The 18263-nt window shown below is 31.3% G+C and carries 20 protein-coding genes; 12 read left to right on the forward strand and 8 right to left on the reverse strand.

The window, feature by feature from the left end:
* Positions 1-571 precede the first annotated feature (571 nt).
* The 4 genes from ACVBFA_RS05000 to ACVBFA_RS05015 all read left to right on the forward strand — a co-directional run bounded on the left by ACVBFA_RS05000 (position 572) and on the right by ACVBFA_RS05015 (position 4420).
* On the forward strand, positions 572-2545 hold the full coding sequence (locus ACVBFA_RS05000) for a helix-turn-helix transcriptional regulator (RefSeq protein ID WP_126122530.1): 1974 nt from the start codon (positions 572-574) through the stop codon (positions 2543-2545).
* Between the two features lie 38 nt (positions 2546-2583).
* A complete protein-coding gene (locus ACVBFA_RS05005; RefSeq protein WP_126122529.1) occupies positions 2584-3312 on the forward strand; it encodes a transcriptional regulator, SarA/Rot family in 729 nt (242 codons plus the stop codon).
* A 35-nt stretch (positions 3313-3347) separates the two neighbouring features.
* Positions 3348-3671, forward strand: coding sequence for a PH domain-containing protein (locus ACVBFA_RS05010; protein ID WP_002447289.1), 324 nt, complete (start codon positions 3348-3350; stop codon positions 3669-3671).
* A 404-nt stretch (positions 3672-4075) separates the two neighbouring features.
* Positions 4076-4420 (forward strand): SarA family transcriptional regulator, encoded by a 345-nt coding sequence (locus ACVBFA_RS05015; RefSeq protein WP_002457969.1) that lies wholly within the window; start codon positions 4076-4078, stop codon positions 4418-4420.
* A gap of 104 nt (positions 4421-4524) precedes the next feature.
* Here the strand turns inward: ACVBFA_RS05015 and ACVBFA_RS05020 are convergent, their stop codons facing one another.
* The 7 genes from ACVBFA_RS05020 to ACVBFA_RS05050 are packed head-to-tail and all read right to left on the reverse strand — an operon-like array spanning position 4525 to position 9571.
* A complete protein-coding gene (locus ACVBFA_RS05020) occupies positions 4525-5361 on the reverse strand; it encodes an urease accessory protein UreD (RefSeq protein ID WP_002491569.1) in 837 nt (278 codons plus the stop codon).
* Positions 5361-5975: an urease accessory protein UreG gene (ureG, locus tag ACVBFA_RS05025; RefSeq protein WP_002447292.1), complete on the reverse strand. Its 615-nt coding sequence runs from the start codon at positions 5973-5975 to the stop codon at positions 5361-5363. Before ureG ends, ACVBFA_RS05020 begins: the two co-directional genes overlap by 1 nt.
* A gap of 12 nt (positions 5976-5987) precedes the next feature.
* Entirely contained in the window at positions 5988-6677 is a 690-nt protein-coding gene (locus ACVBFA_RS05030) for an urease accessory protein UreF (RefSeq protein ID WP_002491557.1), read from the reverse strand.
* Complete coding sequence (gene ureE, locus ACVBFA_RS05035) at positions 6670-7122, reverse strand: urease accessory protein UreE (protein WP_002457967.1); 453 nt, start codon at positions 7120-7122, stop codon at positions 6670-6672. Before ureE ends, ACVBFA_RS05030 begins: the two co-directional genes overlap by 8 nt.
* Positions 7123-7135: 13 nt before the next feature.
* Positions 7136-8851, reverse strand: coding sequence for an urease subunit alpha (gene ureC / locus ACVBFA_RS05040; protein WP_002476243.1), 1716 nt, complete (start codon positions 8849-8851; stop codon positions 7136-7138).
* Between the two features lie 2 nt (positions 8852-8853).
* Positions 8854-9255 (reverse strand): urease subunit beta, encoded by a 402-nt coding sequence (locus tag ACVBFA_RS05045; protein WP_002447296.1) that lies wholly within the window; start codon positions 9253-9255, stop codon positions 8854-8856.
* Between the two features lie 13 nt (positions 9256-9268).
* Positions 9269-9571, reverse strand: coding sequence for an urease subunit gamma (locus ACVBFA_RS05050; RefSeq protein WP_002476246.1), 303 nt, complete (start codon positions 9569-9571; stop codon positions 9269-9271).
* A 268-nt stretch (positions 9572-9839) separates the two neighbouring features.
* Here ACVBFA_RS05050 and yut point away from each other — a divergent pair, with 268 nt between their 5' ends.
* From yut to ACVBFA_RS05075, 5 genes are all read left to right on the forward strand, one after another.
* Entirely contained in the window at positions 9840-10742 is a 903-nt protein-coding gene (gene yut / locus ACVBFA_RS05055; RefSeq protein WP_002487085.1) for an urea transporter, read from the forward strand.
* 432 nt (positions 10743-11174) lie between these two features.
* Positions 11175-12317: an acyl-CoA dehydrogenase family protein gene (locus ACVBFA_RS05060; RefSeq protein ID WP_447158791.1), complete on the forward strand. Its 1143-nt coding sequence runs from the start codon at positions 11175-11177 to the stop codon at positions 12315-12317.
* A 310-nt stretch (positions 12318-12627) separates the two neighbouring features.
* A complete protein-coding gene (locus ACVBFA_RS05065) occupies positions 12628-13569 on the forward strand; it encodes a nucleoside hydrolase (RefSeq protein ID WP_002447300.1) in 942 nt (313 codons plus the stop codon).
* A gap of 109 nt (positions 13570-13678) precedes the next feature.
* Positions 13679-14227 (forward strand): biotin transporter BioY, encoded by a 549-nt coding sequence (locus tag ACVBFA_RS05070; RefSeq protein ID WP_002473886.1) that lies wholly within the window; start codon positions 13679-13681, stop codon positions 14225-14227.
* Positions 14228-14263: 36 nt separating this feature from the next.
* Positions 14264-15019, forward strand: a complete 756-nt coding sequence (locus ACVBFA_RS05075) for a GNAT family N-acetyltransferase (protein WP_002490199.1) — start codon at positions 14264-14266, stop codon at positions 15017-15019.
* A 128-nt stretch (positions 15020-15147) separates the two neighbouring features.
* On the opposite strand, the gene fdhD is transcribed toward ACVBFA_RS05075, so the two are convergent.
* Positions 15148-15936: a formate dehydrogenase accessory sulfurtransferase FdhD gene (gene fdhD / locus ACVBFA_RS05080; RefSeq protein ID WP_002490203.1), complete on the reverse strand. Its 789-nt coding sequence runs from the start codon at positions 15934-15936 to the stop codon at positions 15148-15150.
* Positions 15937-16155: 219 nt separating this feature from the next.
* Between fdhD and modA the strand changes: the two genes are divergently transcribed.
* The 3 genes from modA to ACVBFA_RS05095 are packed head-to-tail and all read left to right on the forward strand — an operon-like array spanning position 16156 to position 18235.
* Positions 16156-16941: a molybdate ABC transporter substrate-binding protein gene (modA, locus tag ACVBFA_RS05085; RefSeq protein ID WP_002487079.1), complete on the forward strand. Its 786-nt coding sequence runs from the start codon at positions 16156-16158 to the stop codon at positions 16939-16941.
* 13 nt (positions 16942-16954) lie between these two features.
* Positions 16955-17626 carry a molybdate ABC transporter permease subunit gene (gene modB / locus ACVBFA_RS05090; RefSeq protein ID WP_001832420.1) on the forward strand — a complete coding sequence of 224 codons (672 nt, stop codon included), beginning with the start codon at positions 16955-16957 and terminating at the stop codon, positions 17624-17626.
* Complete coding sequence (locus ACVBFA_RS05095; protein ID WP_046044414.1) at positions 17627-18235, forward strand: ATP-binding cassette domain-containing protein; 609 nt, start codon at positions 17627-17629, stop codon at positions 18233-18235.
* The last annotated feature ends 28 nt before the right edge of the window (positions 18236-18263 follow it).

An 18263-nucleotide genomic window follows, 5' to 3' on the forward strand; every position in this document is an offset into this window, starting at 1 on the left:
ATTAAATATCCTCCTGAAAATTAAACTAGTTTTTTTATAATTAATAATCATGTGATCAATGAGTTACAAAATAATTTTTAGTTCGTTCTTGTTTAACGACAAGCCATACTCTAACAGAAAAATTGATGTTTGTGTGCATTGTTATTGATTTGTAATTTTTTGCTAATATTGTTACACAATCTCATTTAACCCAATTAATTTATGTAATATGAATAGAAATGATACGCTCAGCATTTTTAAAGTATTTGATTTTGAGCAACACAAACATTGTTACATGAATGTAAAATTACTGAAAATTCTTTTTGATAATAATTAACATAGCAATGTGAATAAACAGTATTTGAATTTTTGATATTTTACGTTGATTTGATGATATGATTGAGCAATATTTTGAGAAAGCTATATAAATAGAAAAGAAAATTGATATAATTAAAATCTAATTTGTTACTACTAATTTTTTGAGAGTTGTATAATAGACACTGAAAAATAGATGTTGTCTAGTTAAATTTAGTTTAGCAATCGGGGAGAAGTTTAATTTAAAATACACACTAGGACATCGTGAGGAAGACATATGAGAGAAAATTATTCGATACGTGTTTTTAATAATTTAGCCATTAATACAGAAAAGGCACTGAGTGTAAAGGTATTTTATTGTTTGAAAGGGAAATGTGAAATCACTATCAATGTTCAGAAACATACATTAAAGAAAGATGATATAGCGTTTGTAGTAATGAATGATACGTATTCACTGTTAAGTAATACGGATACCATGTGTTGTATTATCGATATACCAATACATCGATATACTAGTCAGAAGGATACGCAATTTTTAATAAGTGGTACAAAGATTGATGAACGTAGTAGAGATAGAATAAAATACTGGATATTAAAAATATTAGAGTTACATTGTTTATCTTATAATGATGTGTCCGAGATACAAAGATTGATACAATTTTTACTTATTGAATTGAGTTATCTAAAGAAACCAAAACTTGATGTCAATAAAGATTTTTATTTATCTGAAGATATACATCAATATTTAGTGGATCATCATGACAGTAAAATCAACAAACATGAACTAGCTGAAGCTGTTAACCTATCAAATCAAGCACTTACATCTATGTTTAAACAAACGCCATTTCAAACATTTAATCAATATTTAAATCAACTTAGATTAAAATTTTGTCTTATAGATATTTTGACAACCCATAAACCTATCGAAGAAATAGCTATAGATCATGGTTTTCATCATTATTCTCGATTTATACAATTATTCAAAAATACATATGGTTACACACCTAAATTGATTAGAAAAGATTATATAGCGACGTCTATCTTCAAAAATACTGCTGAAGAAATTGATTTAGATAGACATTTTCTTATGAACATTCACGAATTACAAGATTTAGATTCAAAAATAATAAGTAAAAAATATATTGAGATGTCAGATAAAGAGAAAAAATATCGTTCTTATGATATTTATATTGAAGATAACCGAAGTACTATTCTTGATCAGGAGCAGATAATTCATATAAAGCGTAATTTAAGTTTAAGTCAAAAATCAATGCGCTATGTAATAGAGCTTAACTACACTTCTATGATTGAAAACAAAGAGTTATGTCGTTATGAGATGTTGAAAATTTTACGTTTTTGTTCCGGTTTGAATTTAATTCCAACATTTAAAATCATTACCGATCGACATGATACTTTTACATCAAAGGAAAAAATGGCCCTGAAATTAACATTTCAAATGTTATTCATCATGCTAAGAGAATTTAATCAACTTGAGATTGAATTTATTGTAGAGGACATGATGTTAAAACAAGTAGTGCAGTTAAAAAAGATGATTAGTTCTTATTTTGAATATTATAAGTTAAATTATCGTATTAAAAATGAGAAAAATGGAAATGTTAATTATCAAAATTTAGAAAAACAAGTGACTCAAATTTTCATTCCTATTAATCAATTACATTTATATATTAAAGAGATATCATTTGAAAAAGTCATTTTGGAAACTAGCTATTTGACCGATTTAAAAAGTGAGATTGTGGAATATCCATGGATTCAACATATTCATACATTAATTAAAATGTGTGGAGAAGTGAGAGGTGTTTTAATACAACCTTCCTCTGATTACGCTACCACAGTAACATATCATTCAAATTTAAAACCGTATCATATCTTGTCATATGTAATAAGAATGTTTAACCAATTAAGGGGGACAATCGTCTATAAAGATGATGCAATCATTATGACTAAATATAAGTATGAATATCAGGCCATTGCTATCTCTTTAAAAAATACGATTAAGGAAAATGTAAACCATCAACAATTAATTTTTTCAGATATTCAATCACTCAACCATGCAGAATATGAATATATAGAAATGATACCACTTTTAATGAATGAGAATGATGAGCTAGATAGTCATATACCATACCCACATCAATATTGGTTAGCAAAGTTGAAGAGTAAAGAAAGCCAACAAGCAATAGTTGATCTTCCTAAAATGAGTATTGCTCATTTAACATTTCTTTGTTCGTAGTCGTGCAAGGTTGTTGACTAAGAAAGGATTATCATCAAATGCAACAACAGAAGATTAAACAATTCTTAGCCCATTTTGTATTAGATCACGTCACAATAGAATATTTGAAATATGGCTACCAGCTGACAATTGAACAGCTTAAATTATTAATATTTATATTACATTTCACTGAAAATCATAAAGAAGAATTAAGTTTAAATATGATCATCTTTTACAAAAATTATCAAAAAAACAAATTGTTAAAAAGTATTACACATCTATATGAATTTAATTGGATTTCAAAAAAACGACATCCATACGACCAACGTAGACTAGTTATTACGTTAACTCAAAATCAATGTAGTAAAATAACTCAATTAATTGAAGAACTAGAACACTTCTTAGAGGTGAAATCTACATTAATAAACGAAATCAATCATTCAACTTTATTATCGTATTATTTAAAATGCCATAGTCAATTTAGAGTGATTGAAAAATCTTGTACCCCTCAACATTTAACATTAGAAGAATTATACCTTCTTGGGTTACTTATCATTAGTGATAACAAGACTACATTTAAAAGCATAAAAGTACATTCTTTAAAGGGAATCATTTCATTGGGACCTATTATTAAGACCTTACAGTCAAAAGGTTATCTCATTAAAAGTCGTAGTAGAGATGATGAACGCTATATTGTATTAACACTTAGAAAAGAAAAAATTAATGTGATTCAGTCAGAAATCGAGGAATGTTACAATAAATTAGAACAGGGAATACAGCATGTGTAAAATAAAATTTGTATTAACTAAAAGGAGTTGAAAGAATGATTTTAGACAATGTGAATCCAGATGATTTATTTCCTACCGAGAAAAAAGGCCCCTCTGTATTAGGTGTAATTGAGTATAACGTACAGGGCCAGACTAAATTTGAAGGTGCCTTCATAGCAACAAATGAGCGGTTAATTATGAATGTTGATATGAATGGACAATTTTATTATCGAAATATACGTTATGATGAAATTAATCAAATTCATTTTGATGGTTCAGATATTATATTTGAGTTCAATATTGGAACAGTTCCAATGCGTGAAATTAAGACTGAAGATGTACAAGCTTTTGTTGATTATATAAAACAACAAATTCAATAAATATACTAGTTTATTATGTGGTATTTACAATGAACTTAAAATTTTGAATTGTAAAAGATTTGATACCTTTAAAATGCCTTATGTAAAAAATTTGACTGCTCTTTTGATGTATACGAATTAATTCCAATTAAACAGATATGTTATATTAAAATTTTAAAAAATACGATGACGTAATTAGTGATATATTATTAGTATTAATATTTTTAATTACATCAATTTCACTATTATAAATGTTTTGGTTAAGAAATAAATGTATAAATGCATTTTGTAGTTATAAAAATATTGAATTCTTATACTTATTTGTTTAAAATGTACCTTGTAACATGGGCGGAGAAATTTTCGGTTAGATAAAATACATGTGAACCTTGCTACAACAAGATGTGCATCAGAGGAGTGGTTTTATAATGGGAAAAATTAAAGACATCAATGATTTGGTTAATGCGACATTTCAAGTTAAAAAATTTTTTAGAGATACTAAAAAGCAATATAATTTAAATTATGAAGAAATTTATATTCTTAATCACATTTTGAAAAGTGAATCTAACGAAATATCTTCAAAAGAAATTGCTACATGTTCAGAGTTTAAACCGTATTATTTAACTAAAGCATTACAAAAATTAAAAGATTTAAATTTATTATCTAAAAAAAGAAGCGTGCATGATGAAAGAACAGTAATTGTATTTGTATCCGATGAACAACGAGAAAAAATAAAAAAATTGATTTTAGAATTAGAAAACTATATCAAATAATACTAAGACACTGGCGTTTCATGTGTGTTTTTAAGATGAAGATTTCTAAAAAAGACTAGGTATCCCACTTTAAAGTGAGTACCTAGTCTTTTTATTTGAAAAAATTAATATTTTCTTAAGGAGTTAATTTGTCGATGATAAATCGTTTGATTGATATATGATTGAACACGAGTCAAAATTTCTTCTATTATTTGAGTTCTTTTAGTCAAAATACGAACAGCCAATCCATGAGTAGGTAATTGTGAGATACCTATTCTACAGTCGTATTGTTTTTGAAAATCAGCAACCGCCACGTAAATATCGTCTATGAGACTTTGATTTACGTCCGGATGGATAAAATAAGCAGAACCTAGATGTGTATAGTTTTCCATATACCCAATACCGTCGAGTTTACTTTTCTCAGGACTTAACATCATATTATCAAAAACAACTAATTGATTTTCAATGTAAATTTCATTAATAAGATGCATATATTTATACGTAAAATCTTGCCCTTTAGATGAATATCCTGGTGTTAATATATCAGTGTAAAACATAGCACTATCTTCTTTAAGATGGAACGTATTATGCTGGTAAAATTTAGCATTTTCGTAGGCAATAATAGGATCTGCCACAAATTCCATATATGACTGATTTGATAAATGAAATGTTTGATACTGTTCTACATGATCATTGGGCGTCTTATATATTTTAGTTGCACCTTGAGAAGTGAGTACTACTTGTGCTTTATCTTCTAAGTTGACGTTGACCCGGTATCTATCTCCATCTAGATAACCTCCACCAACATTCACAATATAGAAAGTTGGTACAGGAGATTGTTCTAAGTATATAGGGCGTAGGACTTTGAGCGCTTTTTCAAAATATATATTTCGTGCTTTTGAGCTTTGGCCATTATTAAAAACTGTTAAATCCAATTGGCCAGTCCAACTCTGATTACCCATTAAGCTAATCCTTTGAGTAAGACGTCTTGCTCAATCCACTCAATAACTTTTTCTAAACCTTCATCAGTTTTTAAATTTGTAAAAGCAAATGGACGATTTCCACGAAATACTTCAGTATCTTTAGCCATTTGATCTAATGAAGCGCCCACATATGGTGCAAGGTCTGTTTTATTAATAATGAAGAAATCAGATTTAATCATACCTTGACCACCTTTACGTGGTATCTTTTCGCCTTGTGCAACATCAATGATATAAATTGAAAAGTCAACAAGTTCTGGACTAAACGTAGCCGCTAAGTTATCGCCACCTGATTCAATAAAAATGAGTTCAATATCATCATTACGTTCTAATAACTCATCTATGGCTGCGAAGTTCATTGAGGCGTCTTCACGAATCGCTGTATGAGGACAACCTCCAGTTTCTACACCAATGATTCTATCTTCTGGTAAAACACCAGTATTAACTAATATTTTTTCATCTTCTTTAGTATAGATATCATTTGTTATAACGCCAATGCTCATTTCTTTGGCAAGACGTTTAACCACTTTTTCTATTAATTGGGTTTTACCTGCACCAACAGGGCCCCCGATACCAATTTTAATTGGATTTGACATCTCATATGCCTCCTATGAAATAAAGATTCTAACATGAACATTTTCATGTTCCATTTGATTAAGTTCTAAGCCAGGAGCAGTCATACCAAAATCACTCTCAACTAATTCTAGTATGTGATTACGTACCTTCTCGATATGGGATATCATTTCAGTTACGACTTGCTGCCCAGCTGTTTGTCCTAAAGGAATCGCTCTAACTGCATTTTGGGTAAGGCTAGAGATATTTTGATATAAGTAATAATCAATGATGGACTCTACATTGACGCCTAAATCATGTCCTAGCATAGTAAAGCACACAGCTGGATGAAGCTGTATTTTATGACTTTTCATTTGGTCATAATACCATTGAATCCATTCACTTTCATAAAGATCTAAAGCTAATTTTACCATGCGTGTGCCCATTTGCTTAGCGCCAATACGTGTTTCTTTAGGTAAATTTTGTACGAATAGTTTTTGGTTAATATCTAAAATTTTATCTTTATCATTGCGTATTAATGCGTTGTACACAATTCTCATAGCTAACCCATCTGAATAAGTTAATTGTTCATTTATAAACAATGTTAACCATTCAATAAATGTCTCAGTATCATGAACAGCTTCTCTTTGAATATATGTTTCAAGTCCAAATGAATGACTAAATGCACCAGTTGGAAACTGAGAATCACAGAACTGAAATAGTCTTAAATGTTGATGATCAATCATGCGAATGTCCTATATGTCGAAATGCTTGATTGACCTTTCTGTCTTCATGTGAGTAGGGGATACCCAACTCTTTTAATAAATCTTCAACAAGATAGTCATATTGAATAAGCATTTCAGTTTCTGTAAATTGGGCAGGCAGATGTCGATTACCAAGTTGATGGGCAATATCTCCCATTTCTTTTAAACTTCTAGGCTTAATTACTAGTAAGTCTTCACTATTTACATCGACAATAATCATGTTTGTATCGTCTTGATATAAGATATCACCATACTGTAAATCAATGGGTTGTTTAAGACGTATTCCTATTTCATTACCGTGATCTGTTTTAACACGTTGTATACGTTTAACCAAATCTGAGTTTTCAAGATAGACTTTTTCAACATGTTTTTGCTTTTCATCTTGTGATAAATTAGCAATATTTCCTTGTATTTCTTCTATAATCATGATTTACGTCCTCCTAGAATAAGAAGTATCTTTGCGTTAAAGGTAATTCTTTTGCTGCTTCACTCGTAATCTTATTACCATCAACAAATACTTCATATGTTTGTGGATCCACATCTATTTTAGGTGTAGCATTATTATTTTTCATATCTGCTTTAGTTAAATTTCTAATATTTTTAACAGGACGTACCATACGTTTTAAATTAAGTTGACGATAAATACCGTTTTCGTATGCAGTATTAGAAACAAAAGTCATAGCAGTATGTGTAATGTTACCGCCAAATTGACCATACATTTTGCGATATTTCAAAGGCTCTGAAGTTGGTATGGAGCCATTGGCATCACCATTTACTGCTGAGTTAATCATGCCACCTTTAACAACAAGATCGGGTTTGGCACCGAAGAACTCAGGTTCCCACATTACTAAATCGGCAAGTTTACCCGCTTCTACAGATCCAACATAGTCAGAAATACCATGTGTAATGGCAGGATTGATTGTATATTTTGCAATGTAACGTTTAATACGATTATTATCGTGATATTCAAAGTCACCATCTAATGGTCCGCGTTGTTCTTTCATACGGTGTGCAACTTGCCAAGTACGTGTTACAACTTCACCGACACGTCCCATTGCTTGTGAATCTGAACTTACCATACTAAATACGCCCATATCTTGTAATACGTCTTCTGCTGCTATAGTTTCCTTACGTATACGAGAATCTGCAAATGCAATGTCTTCTGGTATTGAAGCATTAAGATGGTGTGTGATCATAACCATGTCTAAATGTTCATCTACAGTGTTATGAGTGTAAGGTAATGTTGGGTTTGTTGAAGAAGGTAAGATGTTTGAATATGCAGCTGATTTGATTAAGTCAGGTGCATGACCACCACCAGCTCCTTCAGTATGATACATATGCAATACACGATCTTTAACAGCAGCCATAGTATCTTCCATAAATCCAGCTTCATTTAATGTATCTGCATGTAAAGCGACTTGAACATCAAACTCATCTGCAACGTCTAATGCATGACTTAATGCTGAAGGTGTAGCTCCCCAATCTTCATGTACTTTAAGACCTATAGCGCCTGCATGAATTTGTTCAATAAGTGCAGTATGATTGACAGCTTGACCTTTACCAGTAAATCCTACATTAATAGGCATCTCTTCTGCTGCTTCTAACATACGATGAATATGCCAAGGTCCTGGTGTTACAGTAGTCGCTTTAGCCCCTTCAGAAGCACCAGTTCCTCCACCGATATGCGTTGTAATACCACTCTCAAGTGCAACTTCAGCTTGTTCCGGATTGATGAAGTGCACGTGTGTATCGATACCGCCAGCAGTAACAATTTTACCTTCAGCAGCAATAATATCAGTTGTTGCACCAATGATGATGTCAACGTTATCCATTATATCTGGGTTTCCAGCTTTACCGATCTTAAAAATATAACCATTTTTAATTCCGATATCTGCTTTAACAATTTTGTCATAATCAATAATTAATGCGTTAGTTAAAACTAAATCAGCTACATTTTTATCATCTCTTGTCACATTAGGATTTTGAGCCATACCATCACGAATTGATTTACCGCCACCGAAAGTAGCTTCATCGCCATAATTTGCATAGTCTTTCTCAACTTGTGCAAATAAGTTCGTATCTCCTAATCTCACAGAGTCTCCTACAGTTGGTCCATAAAGACTAGTGTATTGAGATTGTGTCATTTTAAAACTCATGCTTATTTACCACCTTTTTTATTCGCATTGTCTTCGCCTGCATCGTTTTTAACAGCGGCGTTTTGATTTGAATCATTTGGACGAAATACGCGTTCTTCATCAATATCGCCATCGACTAAACCACGGAATCCATAAATTTTACGTCGTCCAGAATATTCGACAAGTTGTACTTTTTTTTCATCACCAGGTTCAAATCTCACAGCTGCGCCTGCAGGAATATCCAAATGTTTACCATATGCTTTCTCACGATCAAATTCTAATGCCTTATTTGCTTCGAAAAAGTGGAAATGTGAACCTACTTGTATAGGTCTATCGCCTGTATTTTTTACTTCGATCACCGTTTCGGGGTGATGCTTATTGATTTCTATTTCAGTGTTTTTAACAATAATTTCACCAGGAATCATTGATATAGCCTCCTTAAACGATTGGGTGATGGACTGTTATTAACTTAGTACCATCTGGAAAAGTTGCTTCAATTTCAAGTTCTGTAATCATGTTAGCTACGCCTTCCATGACATCGTCCTCATTTAAAATTGTTTTTCCATAACTCATGAGTTCAGCCACCGTTTTACCATCACGCGCGCCTTCTAATAATTCATCACTGATTAAAGCAAGTGCTTCAGGATGATTAAGTTTAAGTCCTCTTGCTTTTCTACGACGTGCAACTTCAGCAGCTACAACTATCATTAATTTGTCTTGTTCACGTTGTGTAAAGTGCAAAACTATCCCTTCTTTCAAATTAATTTGTCTTGCGAATTTTATATTAAAACCATTTAATGAATTATACAAGTATAATACTTTGATAATTTTATAGAATTAACAATGTTTTTTTAAAATTAAGTGTATAAAGTTGAATAAATATGAAAAATATCCAGCGTACATAAACATTATTTTAGTAAAATGTAATTGATATGGTGAATATTTAGTGGTAATTTGAAAATTGTCTTTATTAAATAATTAATGTTGTGAATAAAAGGAGGCTATAAAATTGAAATTGATAAAAGTAATTTTAAGTAGTATCTCTCAAGTGGTTTTAATTAATAATCCATATACTGGATTGTTCATTTTAATTGGATTGTTTGCAGTGAATTGGAAAGTAGCAATCAGTGCTATAATTGCAAGTGTAATGACTTGGATATTGGCACCACATATGAATTACACAAAAGATGAAATCGAAAGTGGATTAGCCGGGTTTAACCCTGTATTAACAGCAATTGCACTTACTTTATTTTTGGATAGCAATTGGAGCGGTATATTAATCACATTCGTATCCACTATTTTAACGTTACCGATTGGAGCAGCGGTAAGAGAAGTATTGAAACCACATAAAATAGCATTTTTAACTAGCCCGTTTGTTATTATGACGTGGATTACTTTGTTAATACCTAATCAACTTAAAACGTTACATACTCAGATTGATATTATTCCGGAGCATATAGAAAAGGTATCTTTAAATAATGACCACATCCGTGTTCATTTTTTTCAATCAGTTTTAGATGGATTTGGACAAATATTTTTAATGCCCAGCATAATAGGTGGTTTATTAATTCTAATAGGGATTTTTATAGGTTCTAAAAAAGCTGGAATTGTTTCTATAATTGCAAACATCATTGGGTTCCTAATAATTATATTATTGGGTGGAGACTATAGTAGTATAAATGACGGCATTTTTGGCTATAATGTAGTTTTATCTGCGATTGCGCTAGGTGTCACTTTTGAGACAGCAATCCATAGTTATCTCGCAATGATTTTAGGAATAGTGCTCACTGCATTCATACATTTAGGTTTGAGTACATTGCTCGCACCTCTAGGTTTACCACCTTTAACATGGCCATTTATTTTTGCTACATGGATTATGTTGTTTGCAGGAATTAAAAATCAATCTGTATAAATAATGCATAATTAAAGTGAAAATATTAAAATTTGCAAATTGAGTTAACCTTAATTGATACACTATGATTATTTTTAAATTTATAATCACAACTGTTTTAGAACAGATATTTAATTCACTACGTTTTATGTCCGAAATTTTAGCATTACTTTATAAAATTTAAATGTATTTGAAAATCAAAATTCTACTAAAAAGCATCTGTCTTCATTATGAATGTGGCGATGATTTTATATTGAAATTTTATAAAAGAAATAAAATTGACTAATTAGATATATTCATAGTTAAGTTATGTATATATTTATTGGTAACTTTTCAATATCAGAGAAAAATGCGTATGAAGATCCATTCGTAAATTTTGAAAAAATAAAGTCGAGTGTTAAACTATGAATAATTAATTTTAAAATAAAATGAGTCATAGGGGGCGTGAATGTGATGGAGTCTTTTTTAATTCACACTGACATTCAAAAGAAGTGGATTCGTAAATTTAAAAAGATTGAAAGTGAATTCAAAACACGTGCAGCTGAAAATGATATTCAATCTAGATTTCCATATGAAAATATTGAATGGCTGATAAAGGAAGGATATACTAAACTAACTTTGCCTGTAGAGTATGGAGGTGAAGGTGCTACTATTGAAGATATGGTGATTTTACAAAGTTATTTGGGTGCTATTGATGGAGCGACTGCTTTATCTATAGGGTGGCATTTGAGTGTAATTGGTCAATTGTACGAGCAACATATGTGGACACCATCAATGTTAGATTCCTTTGCTAAAGAAGTTGTTCACGGTGCACTGATCAATAGAGCAGTCAGTGAAGCGGAAACTGGTAGTCCTACTAGAGGTGGTCGCCCATCTACACATGCTGTTAAAGTTGAAAATGGTTATGTTATAAACGGTGTTAAAACCTTTACATCTATGAGTAAAGCATTGACACATTATATTGTTGGCGCCTATGTTGAAGAAACTAAATCGATAGGATTCTTTTTAATTCCTCGGTCAACTAAAGGAGTAAGTATTGCTGACAATTGGGATATGGTTGGTATGAGAGCGACTGAGAGCCATGATTTAATTCTTGATAATGTTCATGTTCCTAATGAAAATTTTGTAGAATCAAAACGTGAATCAAGACCTAATGGTTGGCTTCTTCATATACCGAGCTGTTATCTAGGTATTGCACAAGCAGCTCGTGACTATGCAGTAGATTTTGCAAAAAATTATCGTCCTAACAGTATTACAGGTACGATTGATAGTTTACCTACAGTGCAACAAAATTTAGGGAAAATGGAAAGTTTATTACTTTCTGCAAGACATTTTCTATGGAGTACAGCTAGAGGATATCAATCATATACAGAGGATGCACAAATATGGAATGAAACCTCAGCAAGTAAAGTGGTGGTAATGAACCAAGGTATAGAAATCGTTGATTTAGCTATGAGAATAGTTGGAGCTAAGAGCCTAGAAATGAACAGACCTCTTCAGCGGTACTATAGAGATATACGTGCTGGATTACATAATCCACCAATGGAAGATATGGCTTACACTAATATTGCTAAAAGTATTACAAACAAACTCTAATGTTATATTGATATTCTTTAAAGGAATGAGATGGAATTTAATGTTCTTCATTGCAACGCATATAAATTTTAAAAAAAGCGCGATGTACATTAATAATTTAATTTAGTCATTGATAGACTTCAAGTTAAGCAAGCCTGTGACAATCTTTTTGTCACAGGCTTTTCTAATGCAATCATAATGAAATCGCTGTGTAACTGCTAAATATTTATAGATTGGCATGTATTCAATGATCAACTTGAAATTATTTGGTGTCATAAAAGATTTCAAATATAATTAAGTTATTCATTAAAAAACGTTAGGAGTATCAACTATGACCAAAGTATATTTTAATCATGATGGTGGCGTTGATGATTTAGTGTCACTATTTTTATTATTACAAATGGAAAATATAGAACTTGTTGGTGTAAGTACGATTGGTGCAGACTGCTATTTAGAACCTTCATTAAGTGCTTCATTAAAGATTATAAATCGTTTTTCAGACGTTGAAATTAATGTAGCACCATCATATGAAAGAGGGAAAAATCCTTTTCCAAAAGAATGGAGAATGCATGCTTTCTTTATGGATGCCCTACCAGTGCTAAATGAGTCTTGTATACCCAAAAGATGTAAGGCTAGTGAGGACGAGGCGTATATAGATATTATTCGTAAGGTGAAGCGTTGTGATGAGAAAGTTACATTGTTATTTACTGGACCGCTTACAGATTTAGCTAAAGCTATAAACTATGACAACTCAATTTTAAAAAATATAGAGAAATTAGTTTGGATGGGTGGAACGTTTTTAGACAAAGGAAATGTTGAAGAACCAGAACATGATGGTACAGCTGAATGGAATGCATTTTGGGATCCCGAGGCTGTAAAAGTTGTATTAGATAGTGATATGATTGTCGATATTGTTGCTTTAGAAAGTACAAATCAAGTCCCTCTAACAATGGAAGTTCGTCAAATGTGGGCAGATAAAAGACAATATTTAGGCGTTGATTTTCTGGGCACAAGTTACGCAGCAGTACCACCACTCACACATTTTGTGACCAATTCAACATACTTTTTATGGGATGTATTAACTACTGCTTATGTGGGTTCTCCAAATTTAGTTGAATCAACGAAATTGAAAATTGATGTAGTCAGTCAAGGACCTAGTCAAGGGAGAACATTCCAATCTGAAAATGGACGTGAAGTTCAAGTCATTACGGATGTAAATAAACAAGCATTTTTTAAATACATAACGGATTTAGCAAAGAAAATTGAGTCCTAAGTTTTATTTGTTAATAAAAAGGTGCATCTACTTCAACTTATTGTAAACTTTTCGTTCATAAAAGTTTACAAGGGTGCTATAATAAAATCTATGTAAGGAGGATGAACAAGTGACTACAAAACATTTAGTATATACAGCTTTAATGACTGCTATCATTTGTATTTTAGGTTTAGTACCAAGTGTACCTCTGCCATTTATGCCAGTACCTATTGTATTACAGAATATAGGAATCTTTTTGGCAGGAATTATTTTAGGGCGAAAACTTGGTACTACAAGTGTTATTGTCTTTTTATTATTAGTAGCTACAGGTTTGCCAGTGCTTTCTGGAGGCCGTGGGGGAATTGGCGTATTTGCAGGACCTTCGGCAGGATTCTTATTCTTATATCCTGTTGTAGCTTACTTTATAGGTATTATTCGTGATGCATATTTGCATAAAATTAATTTCTTAGTGATTTTTATAGCTACACTAGTTATCGGTGTATTAGGATTAGATATATTAGGTACAATCATTATGGGCTTCATTATACATATACCTATCTCTAAGGCATTTATATTATCATTTACATTTATGCCAGGTGATATTATTAAGGCTATTATTGCAAGTTTAATAGGTGCAGCAATTTTAAATCATTCACGTTTCAAGACTCTTATTCAGTAACTAAAAAATAATAATGAAGTTGATGAGGCGATATTTATGTCGAAAATAACTTTTAAAGATATTTATATTGATGGAAATAAAATAACTGAAGATTCTAGAAAGGTGATTTATCTCTTACCTTCTCAACCTTTAAAATATGCGAGTAACACGTGGATTTATAAAACGATGCCAACAATGAATCAATGGCTTAAAGACATTGAGGTTCAAAAGAAAACGCATCTAAATCAATCATCCTATCATCTTTCATTTTCATTTCCAGCTAATGAAAATATAGATGAAGTATTGATGGAAAAAATACGTGACCTAGGTTTTCAGATAGGAGTACTTGAGCTTTATGTCATTGAAGCTAAAGCGTTAAAGGAACTTTCACGCAAAAGAGACGTAGATATTCAACTTGTAACAAGTAGTAATATCAATGATTACCTTCATGTCTATGATGCGTTTGCACGGCCTTTTGGTGATAACTATGCCAACATGGTTAAACAACATATTTATAGCTCACACAACTTGGATGACATTGAACGTTTAGTTGCATATGTTAACCAACAACCAGTAGGAATAGTTGATACTATAATGACGGATAAAGCAATAGAAATAGATGGTTTTGGGGTTTTAAAAGAATTCCAACATCAAGGTATTGGTTCTGAAATACAAGCTTACGTTGGACGTATGGCTAACGAGCGACCTGTTATTCTTGTTGCAGATGGAGAAGATACTGCTAAAGATATGTATCTAAGACAAGGATATGTATATCAAGGTTTTAAGTATCATATTTTAAAAGAAAATATTTAAGTTAATCGAAATTTTACATCGAAGTGATAACCTAAGATGGATTATTAAATCTATCTTAGGTTATTTTTTATATGTTCAAAGGTGATCGGACATGTAGTGTTAACCTTAAAATTCATTTAAGTTTAAAATTAATTTATGATTCTTTCTGGATGACTATAGATATTAAAATGATTTTCTCGAATAAACCCAATTGCGGTAATGTTTAAATCTCTTGCAAGTTGTATTGCAAGTGAGGTAGGGGCAGATTTAGATAATATAATTCCTACACCGATTTTAGATGCTTTGATTAAAATTTCTGATGAAATACGGCCACTAAAAATCAAAACCTTATCTCTCACCGATATATGTCGTTGAATACAATAACCGTATAATTTATCAAGAGCGTTATGACGTCCGATATCGTGGCGATGTTCAAAAAAGTCTTTTCCATCACTGATAGCAGCATTATGAAGACCACCCGTTTGTTTGAAAATAATACTTGCATCCTGTAATTGCGTCATCAAATTAATAACTTGTTTGGGTTGAAGTTGAATGTTTGTCATTGATGTTTTGGCAATAGCAGCATCATTTTGAAAATAAAAGGCTCTGCTTTTACCACAACAGGAAGCAAGCACACGTTTTGTAGGATGTTCGAATTGTTGACCTACTGATTGAGTTAGTTTTACATGAGCGAATCCTTTACTTTCGTCAATATGAATGGATTGTAAGTCATTCCTCTTTAAGAATATACCTTCAGATGCAAGAAAACCTAAAGTCAATTCTTCTAAATGGTTTGGACTACAAATAATAGTTGCAAACTCAATATCGTTGACTTTAATTGTTAATGGCATCTCTGTTACACATGAATCCGATGCTGTATATAAGTGTCCATTCTCAAATTTGATTATAGTTTGTTTTTGCGTCACATCTTTTTTCATTTTTTTACCCCTTTAATCATGACTACTTATTATCTTAAATGTAACTCACTTCTCACTCTTTTGTATATCCTATTATTAGGAAAGGACTTTTAAGAAGATTTTATAAAGTCAATTCGAGTACATTTAGTTGTATAAATAATGACATAATTTATCACATTTTATTTCTTTTTCAAATATTATTTAAAGCGTATAATAAAGGTTAAATGGAGGTAGGCTATCATGAAAATTAAACATATTTTTATTACTATTTTAACATTAAGTATAGTATTAGCAGGTTGTACCAATGAGAGAGGTCTGAATAAAGAACAGAATGAAAAACAATCGCCAAAAGGTGATAAACAAGAACTTCAAGTTTCTGCTGCAGCAAGTTTGACTGAAGTCAGTAAATCATTAGGAAATGAATTTAAAAAGGACCATCCAAATGTAGAGATTAAATTTAACTATGGCGGATCAGGTGCGTTAAGACAACAAATAGAAGCGGGTGCTCCGGCAGATGTCATGATGTCAGCTAACACTAAAGATATAGATCTGTTGAAGAAAAAAAACAAAGCATATGATACTTATAATTATGCAAAGAATCAGCTTGTATTAATTGGTGATAAAAATAAAAGTTATACCTCTGTAAAAGATTTAAATCAAAACGACAAACTCGCACTAGGACAAATAAAAACAGTGCCTGCAGGTAAATATGCAAAACAATATTTAGATGATCAACATTTATATGGTGATGTTAAAGATAAAATTATTTTTGCTAAAGACGTAAAACAAGTATTAAATTATGTAGAAAAAGGAAACGCACAGGAAGGATTCGTATACAAAACAGACTTATATCAACAAAAGAAAAAAGCAAATAAAGTTAAAGTCATCGAAGAAATTAAATTAAGTAAACCAATTACTTATAAAGCAGGTGCAACTTCAGATAAAAAATTAGCTAAAGAATGGATAAACTTCTTAAAATCTAATAAAGCTAAACAAATTCTTAAAGAATATCAATTTTCTGTATAAGGGGTTCTGAGCTATGCCTGATTTAACGTCCTTTTGGATTTCTTTTCGTGTTGCTTTAATTAGTACAATGATAGTTACTATTTTTGGCATATTGATTTCTAAATGGCTATACAATAAAAATAGATATTGGGTAAATCTATTAGAAAGTTTTATCATTTTACCAATTGTGTTACCACCTACTGTTCTTGGTTTTATATTATTAATTATATTTTCAACAAGAAGTCCTGTAGGAGAATTCTTTACTAATATCTTACACTTACCAGTTGTATTTACTTTGACAGGTGCAGTGATTGCATCTGTCATTGTTAGTTTTCCCCTTATGTATCAACATACAGTGAATGGGTTTCGAAGTATAGATTCAAAGATGTTAAATACTGCAAGAACCATGGGAGCAAGTGAAACAAAAATATTTTTTAAATTGGTGTTACCATTATCTAAACGTTCTATTCTTGCAGGTATTATGATGAGCTTTGCAAGAGCAATAGGTGAATTTGGTGCTACTTTGATGGTTGCTGGCTATATTCCAGACAAAACAAACACATTGCCTTTAGAAATTTATTTTTTAGTGGAGCAAGGGAAAGAAAATGAAGCTTGGTTATGGGTGCTTGTATTAGTTGCATTTGCGGTAACTGTCATAGCGACTATTAATCTAGTTAATCGTGATACGTTTAGGGAGGTTGATTAAATGCTCACAATTAAATTGAATGGTGTGCTTAATCAGACGAAAATTAATATAAACATAGATGATCAACTCCCTAAGATATATGCGATACAAGGACCATCTGGAATTGGAAAGACAACAATTTTAAATATAATTGCCGGTTTGAAAGCTATAAATTATTCATATATAAAGGTTGGTAAACGTGTATTAACTGATTCACGACATCATTTGAATGTTAAGGTTCAACAACGTCGTATAGGATATTTATTTCAAGATTATCAACTTTTCCCTAATATGAATGTTTATAACAATATAACGTTTATGACTAAGCCTTCTGAACATATCAATCAACTTATTCATACTCTAAAAATAGAGCATTTACTTGAAAAGTATCCTGTGACCTTATCAGGAGGTGAAGCTCAGCGCGTCGCTTTAGCTAGGGCGCTAAGTACGAAACCCGATTTAATTTTGCTTGATGAGCCTTTTTCAAGTTTAGATGATAAGACAAAAAAAGAAGGTATCAAATTAATTTTAAAAATATTCGAAGCATGGAAAATTCCCATTATATTTGTAACGCATTCAAATTATGAAGCGCAACAAATGGCACATAAGATTATAACAATTGAAGATTAAATAAAAATATAGCAAGAAGTGCTATTTA

The organism is Staphylococcus sp. MSU001 (genome assembly GCF_052976705.1).

What these genes read in the sequence shown, in the direction of transcription:
- modA (WP_002487079.1), top strand. Translation starts at nt 16,156, where the DNA reads ATGAAAATTAAACATATTTTTATTACTATTTTAACATTAAGTATAGTA.
- ACVBFA_RS05060 (WP_447158791.1), top strand. Translation starts at nt 11,175, where the DNA reads ATGGAGTCTTTTTTAATTCACACTGACATTCAAAAGAAGTGGATTCGT.
- ACVBFA_RS05005 (WP_126122529.1), top strand. Translation starts at nt 2,584, where the DNA reads ATGCAACAACAGAAGATTAAACAATTCTTAGCCCATTTTGTATTAGAT.
- ACVBFA_RS05020 (WP_002491569.1), bottom strand. Translation starts at nt 5,361, where the DNA reads ATGGGTAATCAGAGTTGGACTGGCCAATTGGATTTAACAGTTTTTAAT.
- ureE (WP_002457967.1), bottom strand. Translation starts at nt 7,122, where the DNA reads ATGATTATAGAAGAAATACAAGGAAATATTGCTAATTTATCACAAGAT.
- modB (WP_001832420.1), top strand. Translation starts at nt 16,955, where the DNA reads ATGCCTGATTTAACGTCCTTTTGGATTTCTTTTCGTGTTGCTTTAATT.
- ACVBFA_RS05030 (WP_002491557.1), bottom strand. Translation starts at nt 6,677, where the DNA reads ATGATTGATCATCAACATTTAAGACTATTTCAGTTCTGTGATTCTCAG.
- ACVBFA_RS05015 (WP_002457969.1), top strand. Translation starts at nt 4,076, where the DNA reads ATGGGAAAAATTAAAGACATCAATGATTTGGTTAATGCGACATTTCAA.
- ACVBFA_RS05065 (WP_002447300.1), top strand. Translation starts at nt 12,628, where the DNA reads ATGACCAAAGTATATTTTAATCATGATGGTGGCGTTGATGATTTAGTG.
- fdhD (WP_002490203.1), bottom strand. Translation starts at nt 15,936, where the DNA reads ATGAAAAAAGATGTGACGCAAAAACAAACTATAATCAAATTTGAGAAT.
- ACVBFA_RS05095 (WP_046044414.1), top strand. Translation starts at nt 17,627, where the DNA reads ATGCTCACAATTAAATTGAATGGTGTGCTTAATCAGACGAAAATTAAT.
- ACVBFA_RS05075 (WP_002490199.1), top strand. Translation starts at nt 14,264, where the DNA reads ATGTCGAAAATAACTTTTAAAGATATTTATATTGATGGAAATAAAATA.
- ACVBFA_RS05000 (WP_126122530.1), top strand. Translation starts at nt 572, where the DNA reads ATGAGAGAAAATTATTCGATACGTGTTTTTAATAATTTAGCCATTAAT.
- ACVBFA_RS05010 (WP_002447289.1), top strand. Translation starts at nt 3,348, where the DNA reads ATGATTTTAGACAATGTGAATCCAGATGATTTATTTCCTACCGAGAAA.
- ureG (WP_002447292.1), bottom strand. Translation starts at nt 5,975, where the DNA reads ATGTCAAATCCAATTAAAATTGGTATCGGGGGCCCTGTTGGTGCAGGT.
- ACVBFA_RS05045 (WP_002447296.1), bottom strand. Translation starts at nt 9,255, where the DNA reads ATGATTCCTGGTGAAATTATTGTTAAAAACACTGAAATAGAAATCAAT.
- ureC (WP_002476243.1), bottom strand. Translation starts at nt 8,851, where the DNA reads ATGAGTTTTAAAATGACACAATCTCAATACACTAGTCTTTATGGACCA.